This window comes from Vibrio sp. TH_r3 (genome assembly GCF_033101115.1).
Taxonomy (GTDB): Bacteria; Pseudomonadota; Gammaproteobacteria; order Enterobacterales; family Vibrionaceae; genus Vibrio.
In genome coordinates this window covers 21987-29989 of record NZ_JAWMPW010000032.1, presented here as the reverse complement: position 1 = coordinate 29989, position 8003 = coordinate 21987, and the positions used below count along the sequence as shown (strand labels likewise).

General features: G+C 42.8%; 7 protein-coding genes. All 7 read left to right on the top strand.

Translation table 11 applies throughout. The features are described from left to right. Positions 1 to 228 precede the first annotated feature (228 nt). The 7 genes from secE to rpoB all read left to right on the top strand — a co-directional run bounded on the left by secE (position 229) and on the right by rpoB (position 7950). On the top strand, positions 229 to 606 hold the full coding sequence (gene secE, locus R3X26_RS17335) for a preprotein translocase subunit SecE (protein WP_317718588.1): 378 nt from the start codon (positions 229 to 231) through the stop codon (positions 604 to 606). Between the two features lie 12 nt (positions 607 to 618). Beyond that, complete coding sequence (gene nusG, locus R3X26_RS17330; protein ID WP_317718587.1) at positions 619 to 1167, top strand: transcription termination/antitermination protein NusG; 549 nt, start codon at positions 619 to 621, stop codon at positions 1165 to 1167. Positions 1168 to 1321: 154 nt separating this feature from the next. After that, complete coding sequence (gene rplK / locus R3X26_RS17325) at positions 1322 to 1750, top strand: 50S ribosomal protein L11 (RefSeq protein WP_317718586.1); 429 nt, start codon at positions 1322 to 1324, stop codon at positions 1748 to 1750. Positions 1751 to 1754: 4 nt separating this feature from the next. Next, positions 1755 to 2459 (top strand): 50S ribosomal protein L1, encoded by a 705-nt coding sequence (rplA, locus tag R3X26_RS17320; RefSeq protein ID WP_317718585.1) that lies wholly within the window; start codon positions 1755 to 1757, stop codon positions 2457 to 2459. Between the two features lie 303 nt (positions 2460 to 2762). Further along, the gene (gene rplJ / locus R3X26_RS17315; protein ID WP_317718584.1) at positions 2763 to 3257 is read left to right on the top strand and encodes a 50S ribosomal protein L10; all 495 of its coding nucleotides are present in this window, start codon (positions 2763 to 2765) and stop codon (positions 3255 to 3257) included. A 57-nt stretch (positions 3258 to 3314) separates the two neighbouring features. Then, positions 3315 to 3683 carry a 50S ribosomal protein L7/L12 gene (rplL, locus tag R3X26_RS17310; protein WP_317718583.1) on the top strand — a complete coding sequence of 123 codons (369 nt, stop codon included), beginning with the start codon at positions 3315 to 3317 and terminating at the stop codon, positions 3681 to 3683. A 238-nt stretch (positions 3684 to 3921) separates the two neighbouring features. After that, positions 3922 to 7950, top strand: coding sequence for a DNA-directed RNA polymerase subunit beta (gene rpoB, locus R3X26_RS17305; RefSeq protein ID WP_317718582.1), 4029 nt, complete (start codon positions 3922 to 3924; stop codon positions 7948 to 7950). The last annotated feature ends 53 nt before the right edge of the window (positions 7951 to 8003 follow it).

Below are 8003 nucleotides of genomic sequence, written 5' to 3'. Positions count from 1 at the left end.
GATTTGACGAACCGCTAGTAAAAAGGGCATCATTTGATGCCCTTTTTAAGCACAAGAAAAAAGGGTTGGCTATTTTTATGTCGATCTTATTGAAAAATAAAGAATTTTCTAGTTGAGGTGTTTATCTTGACTGGTCGATACATTAGAATTTTTAATGTATGAAAGAATGAGCCCTGCAGCAGCGGGGTTGTTGTCGTCTAAAGTGAAGACTTGAAACAGGTTGGTTTTATGAACGCAAACGCTGAAACTCCTAATAGCTCAAGTGCAGCAGATACCTTTAAGTGGATTATCGCTTTTGCTCTGCTAGCCGCTGCTGTAGTGGGTAATTACCTGTATGGTGAAATGTCTGTTGTGATACGTGTCGCTGGTGTGGTTGTATTAATTGCCGCTGCGCTTGGTACCGCTGCAACTACAGTGAAAGGTAAAGCAGCGATCAGTTTTGCCCGCGAATCTCGTATGGAAGTTCGCAAGGTTGTTTGGCCTACGCGCCAAGAAACTATGCAAACAACACTGATCGTTTTGGTCGTATGTATTATTATGGCTTTAGTACTTTGGGGAATTGATGGCATTATGGTTCGCCTTGTTTCCTTTGTTACTGGTGCATGAGGGTTTTAATTCATGAGTGAAGCTCCAAAAAAACGTTGGTATGTAGTTCAAGCTTTTTCAGGCTATGAGGGTCGCGTAGCTCAATCTTTGCGTGAGCATATAAAAATGCACGCGATGGAAGATTACTTCGGTGAAGTTCTTGTTCCTACAGAAGAAGTAGTTGAAATGCGTGCTGGCCAACGCCGTAAGAGTGAACGCAAATTCTTCCCAGGCTATGTTCTTGTTCAGATGTTAATGAACGATGAATCTTGGCACCTAGTACGTAGCATTCCACGCGTGATGGGCTTCATTGGTGGTACTTCTGATCGTCCAGCTCCAATTACGGATAAAGAAGCAGATGCTATCTTGAATCGTCTAGAACAAGCAAGCGAAGCGCCGCGTCCTAAGACTATGTTTGAAGCCGGTGAAGTAATACGTGTTAACGATGGCCCATTTGCCGACTTCAATGGTACGGTTGAAGAAGTAGATTACGAAAAAAGCCGCATAAAAGTGTCTGTATCGATCTTTGGTCGTGCAACACCGGTAGAGTTAGAATTTGGCCAAGTAGAAAAACTTGATTAAAAAAACATCTTTTTAGACTTGTTTAAGGCGTGAAATGTGATTATAATTTCGCGCCTTTTTATAGGTTATTATTGAATTTTTTATAAATTCTTATTAAAAAAGCGGGGAGCTGATCCAATAGATTAGCGATTGTACCCAATCATTAGGAAATATCATGGCTAAGAAAGTTGAAGCTTATATCAAGCTGCAAGTAGCAGCAGGTATGGCGAACCCAAGTCCACCAGTTGGTCCTGCACTAGGTCAACACGGTGTGAATATCATGGAATTCTGTAAAGCATTTAACGCGAAAACAGAATCAATTGAGAAAGGTCTACCGATCCCTGTTGTTATCTCTGTATACAGCGACCGTTCTTTCACGTTCCTTACTAAGACTCCACCAGCAGCTGTTCTTCTGAAGAAAGCGGCAGGTGTTAAGTCTGGTTCTGGTCGTCCAAATACTGAGAAAGTTGGTACTGTAACTGACGCTCAGCTGCAAGAAATTGCAGAAACAAAAGCTGCAGACATGACTGGCGCTGACGTTGAAGCAATGAAACGTTCTATCGCAGGTACTGCTCGTTCAATGGGCCTAGTGGTAGAGGGTTAAGATAATGGCAAAACTTACTAAACGTATGCGCGTAATCCGTGACAAGGTTGACGTGACTAAAGAATACGAAATCAACGAAGCAGTCGCACTTCTTAAAGAGCTAGCGACAGCTAAATTCGTAGAAAGTGTTGATGTAGCAGTTAATCTTGGCATCGATGCTCGTAAATCAGACCAAAATGTACGTGGCGCGACTGTGCTTCCGCACGGTACTGGCCGTGAAATCCGCGTTGCAGTATTCACCCAAGGTGCAAATGCTGAAGCAGCTAAAGAAGCTGGCGCAGATATCGTAGGTATGGAAGATCTTGCTGAGCAAGTTAAGAAAGGCGTTATGGACTTTGACGTTGTTGTTGCTTCTCCAGATGCAATGCGCGTTGTTGGCCAACTTGGTACTATTTTAGGTCCACGCGGTCTTATGCCAAACCCGAAAGTTGGTACTGTAACTCCTAACGTTGCTCAAGCAGTTAAAAATGCGAAAGCTGGTCAGGTTCGTTACCGTAATGACAAGAATGGCATCATTCACACAACTATTGGTAAAGTTTCTTTCGAACCTGCACAACTACAAGAGAACTTAGAAGCTCTTTTAGTAGCAATTAAGAAAGCTAAACCATCTTCAGCAAAAGGCGTTTTCCTGAAGAAAGTAAGCATCTCTACAACTATGGGTGCTGGTGTGACGGTTGATCAGGTTAGCCTGAACACTGTAGCAAACTAATTTGCACAGGCGCAAAATTAATGTATAATCTTGCGCCTGTTTAATTTGTGGTTGGGACTGCTCGAAAATCAAGTTATTTGTGATGATTTTTTGCACAATTCACTTTATTGAGTAGTCTCCGTCCAAGACCGTAGGCGTTTCAAACTTTTTGCTTGAAACTTAATATCTACCTACGTAGACGGTGCCCGAACTGATAAAGCGAGACCAAATTGGTTGAGTCTTTTCTGGGAATGCACCGTATTAACTCCCGATACCCTTTTATAGGTATTGGGTGGTGTAACAACAACCAGGAGTAAATCCAAAATGGCTTTAAATCTTCAAGACAAAAAAGCAATTGTTGCTGAAGTCAACGAAGCGGCCAGTGGTTCACTTTCTGCAGTTGTAGCTGACTCTCGTGGCGTTACTGTTGGCGCAATGACTTCTCTACGTAAACAAGCGCGTGAAGCGGGTGTTTACATGAGAGTTGTGCGTAACACATTAGCACGTCGCGCTGTAGATGGCACAGACTACGAATGTCTTAAAGACGTATTCGTAGGTCCTACTTTGATCGCTTTCTCTAACGAGCACCCAGGTGCTGGTGCGCGTCTTTTTAAAGATTTCGCAAAAGAGAATAAAGAATTTGAGATCAAAGCGGCTGCATTTGAAGGTGTACTGACTGATCCAGAAGTATTAGCGACACTACCAACTTACGACGAAGCAATTGCGCGCCTAATGATGTGCATGAAAGAAGCTTCTGCTGGTAAACTGGTACGTACTATCGCTGCTGTTCGCGATCAAAAAGAAGAAGTTGCGGCGTAAGCCTTGCTTTTTATTGATTGCAAAATAAACTAATTGTTGACTTAAAAGAGAATTGTTATGTCTATTACTAACGAACAAATCCTAGACGCAGTTGCAGAAATGTCTGTAATGCAAGTTGTAGAGCTTATCGAAGCTATGGAAGAAAAATTCGGCGTTTCTGCTGCTGCAGCAGTTGTTGCTGGTGGCGCTGCTGCTGGTGATGCTGCAGAAGAGCAAACTGAATTTGAAGTAGTTCTTGCTTCTGTTGGCGGTAACAAAGTATCTGTTATCAAAGCAGTACGTGGTGCTACAGGCCTAGGTCTTAAAGAAGCGAAGGGTCTAGTTGATAGCGCTCCTGCTTCTATTAAAGAAGGCGTGTCTAAAGAAGAAGCAGAAACACTTAAAGCTACTCTAGAAGAAGCTGGTGCTACTGTTGAAGTTAAGTAATAATTACTTAGCTTAGCCGAAAGGCTAATGGCTGGTGGTTTTATGACCACCGGCCTTTTTGCGCTGTAGGGTGTTGGTGAATTTTCCTGCTGTTTAGATACCAATATCCATGCAAAAAAACACTATGTAAGTCAGCTTGCATAGGGTCTACAGTAAACAGTTGCTAGTACTGCCCCGCTCTTTTCGTTAGAAAATGATTGGGTAGATTGGGTCACTTATCAGCGAGCTGAGGAACCCCATGGTTTACTCTTATACCGAGAAAAAGCGCATCCGTAAGGATTTTGGTACTCGTCCACAAGTTTTGGACATTCCATATTTGCTATCGATCCAGCTGGATTCTTTCGATAAATTTATCGATCAAGATCCCGAAGGACAATACGGTCTTGAAGCTGCTTTTCGTTCTGTATTTCCTATTCAGAGCTATAACGGCAATTCTGAGCTGCAATACGTTAGCTATCGTCTTGGCGAACCTGTTTTTGATGTTAAAGAATGTCAAATTCGTGGTGTTACCTATTCAAAACCACTACGCGTTAAACTGCGTTTAGTCGTATTTGATAGAGATGCACCTGCAGGTACAGTAAAAGACATTAAAGAACAAGAAGTCTACATGGGTGAAATCCCACTGATGACAGATAATGGTACCTTTGTAATTAATGGTACTGAGAGGGTTATCGTATCCCAGCTGCACCGAAGCCCAGGTGTGTTCTTCGACAGCGATAAGGGTAAAACTCACTCATCAGGTAAAGTTTTATATAATGCACGTGTTATTCCTTACCGTGGCTCATGGTTAGATTTTGAGTTCGATCCTAAGGACAATTTGTACGTGCGTATCGACCGTCGTCGTAAGCTGCCTGCATCTATCATTCTTCGTGCCTTGGATAAATCGACAGAAGAAATCTTGGACATTTTCTTCGAAAAAGTTAATTTCGAAGTCAAAGACCAAACGCTAATGATGGAGCTAGTTCCTGATCGCCTACGTGGTGAGACAGCGAACTTTGATATTGAAGCAAACGGCAAAGTTTACGTTGAAACCGGTCGTCGTGTAACTGCACGTCACATTCGCAATCTTGAAAAAGATGGCGTCGACTTCATTGAAGTACCAGTAGAATATATTGTTGGTAAAGTCGCAGCTAAAGACTATATCAATGAAGATACCGGTGAAGTTATTGTAGCAGCTAACCAAGAGATTAGTTTAGAAGCATTAGCGAATCTGTCTCAAGCTGGTCACAAGAACTTACAGGTTCTGTTCACTAACGATTTAGATCATGGTCCATTCATGTCAGACACGTTACGTGTTGACAGCACTGTTGATCGTTTATCTGCGTTAGTTGAAATTTATCGCATGATGCGTCCTGGTGAGCCACCAACAAAAGACGCAGCGGAAGCTTTATTCCAAAGCTTATTCTTCGCTGAAGAACGCTATGATTTATCGACTGTTGGTCGTATGAAATTTAATAGCTCTATTGGCCGCGAAGATGCAGGTGATCAAGGTATTCTTGACGAAACCGACATCATTGAAGTAATGAAAAAACTCATCTCGATTCGTAACGGTAAAGGTGAAGTGGATGATATTGACCACTTAGGAAACCGTCGTATTCGTAGCGTAGGTGAGATGGCAGAAAACCAATTCCGTGTTGGTTTAGTACGTGTTGAGCGTGCAGTAAAAGAACGCTTAAGCCTTGGTGACCTTGATGCAATCATGCCTCAAGATTTGATCAACGCTAAACCGATTTCTGCTGCTGTTAAAGAGTTCTTCGGTTCTTCGCAGTTGTCACAGTTTATGGACCAGAACAACCCATTATCAGAAGTGACGCACAAACGTCGTATTTCTGCATTGGGTCCAGGTGGTCTTACTCGTGAACGTGCGGGATTTGAAGTACGTGATGTTCACGTAACTCACTACGGTCGTCTATGCCCGATCGAAACGCCTGAAGGTCCAAATATCGGTCTAATTAACTCGTTATCTGCTTTTGCACGTTGTAACGATTTCGGTTTCTTAGAAACACCTTATCGTCGTGTAGTCGATGGTATTGTGACTGATGAAGTAGATTATCTATCTGCTATCGAAGAAGGTCAGTTCATCATTGCTCAGGCAAACTCTGCATTGACTGAAACAAATACGTTTAGTGAAGAATTGGTTACAGCACGTCAAAAAGGCGAATCTGGTCTTCACCCACGTGATCAAGTTAACTACATGGACGTTGCAACCAACCAGGTTGTATCTGTCGCTGCATCGCTTATCCCGTTCTTAGAACACGATGATGCGAACCGCGCCTTAATGGGTGCGAACATGCAACGTCAAGCCGTGCCTACATTACGAGCTGATAAGCCTCTTGTTGGTACCGGTATTGAACGCAATGTAGCTGTGGATTCAGGAGTTACAGCAGTAGCAAAACGTGGCGGTACGATCCAGTCAGTTGACGCATCTCGTATCGTAGTTAAGGTGAATGAAAGTGAATTAGTACCTGGTGAAGCCGGTATTGATATTTACAATCTAACCAAGTACACACGTTCTAACCAGAACACATGTATTAACCAGCGTCCAACCGTATTGCCTGGTGAACCAGTTGCAAAAGGTGACGTTATTGCTGATGGTCCTTCAACAGACCTTGGTGAGTTGGCACTTGGTCAAAACATTCGCTTGGCATTTATGCCATGGAACGGTTACAACTTCGAGGATTCAATCCTTGTATCTGAACGTGTTGTTCAAGAAGATCGTTTCACTACTATCCACATTCAAGAATTATCTTGTGTGGCGCGTGACACTAAGTTGGGCTCTGAAGAGATCACAGCCGATATTCCAAACGTGGGTGAATCTGCTTTATCTAAACTAGATGAATCAGGTATTGTTTACATTGGTGCTGAAGTTAAAGGTGGTGACATCCTTGTAGGTAAAGTTACACCAAAAGGTGAAACTCAACTTACTCCTGAAGAAAAACTCTTACGAGCTATCTTCGGTGAAAAAGCGTCAGACGTTAAAGATACATCATTACGTGTGCCTAATTCTGTTTCTGGTACGATTATCGATGTTCAAGTCTTCACTCGTGATGGCGTTGAGAAAGATAAGCGTGCACTTGAAATTGAGCAAATGCAGTTAAAAGAAGCGAAGAAAGACCTTACCGAAGAATTTGAGATTCTAGAAGGTGGTTTACTTGCGCGCGTAAGAGCTGTACTTGTTTCAGGCGGTTACTCTGAAGCTAAGCTTGATTCTATCCACCGTAAACAATGGTTAGAGCAAACGTTAGAAAACGATGAACTACAATCACAGCTTGAGCAATTAGCCGAGCAGTGGGATGAGCTTAAAGCCGATTTCGATAAGAAGTTTGAAAGCAAACGTCGTAAAATCACTCAAGGAGATGATCTTGCTCCTGGTGTTCTTAAGATTGTTAAGGTTTATCTAGCGGTTAAGCGTCGCATTCAGCCTGGTGATAAAATGGCCGGCCGTCACGGTAACAAAGGTGTAATCTCTAAGATTAACCCTGTTGAAGACATGCCATACGATGAAAAAGGTCAACCTGTTGATATCGTATTGAACCCACTAGGGGTTCCATCGCGTATGAACATCGGTCAGATCCTTGAAGTTCATATGGGTCTAGCAGCTAAAGGTATTGGTGACAAGATCAACCAAATGCTTAAGGAACAGCAAGAACTTGCTCGTTTCCGTGAATTCTTGCAAAAGGTTTATGATCTTGGTGACACACGCCAGACAGTTAACATCGCAGAGCTTTCTGATGATGAAGTTCGTACATTAGCAAATAACCTTCGTGGTGGTTTGCCGATTGCAACGCCTGTATTTGATGGTGCACCTGAAGGATCAATCAAGGAGCTATTGAAATTAGGTGACTTACCAGAATCTGGTCAGTTACGTTTATTCGATGGTCGCACTGGTGATGAGTTTGAGCGTCCTGTAACGGTTGGTTACATGTACATGCTTAAACTAAACCACCTTGTTGATGACAAGATGCATGCACGTTCTACTGGCTCGTACAGCTTAGTAACTCAGCAACCACTAGGTGGTAAAGCTCAGTTCGGTGGCCAGCGTTTCGGTGAGATGGAAGTATGGGCACTAGAAGCATACGGTGCTGCTTACACTCTACAAGAAATGTTGACTGTTAAGTCCGATGACGTGAATGGCCGAACTAAGATGTATAAGAACATCGTAGACGGAAACCATAGTATGGATCCTGGTATGCCTGAATCGTTCAACGTATTGTTGAAAGAGATTCGCTCGCTAGGTATCAACATCGAGCTAGAAGACGAAGAGTAATCCCGTTTTCCTATAAATACTTATAGGAAGATAACAGGATTATCGGTAGAAAG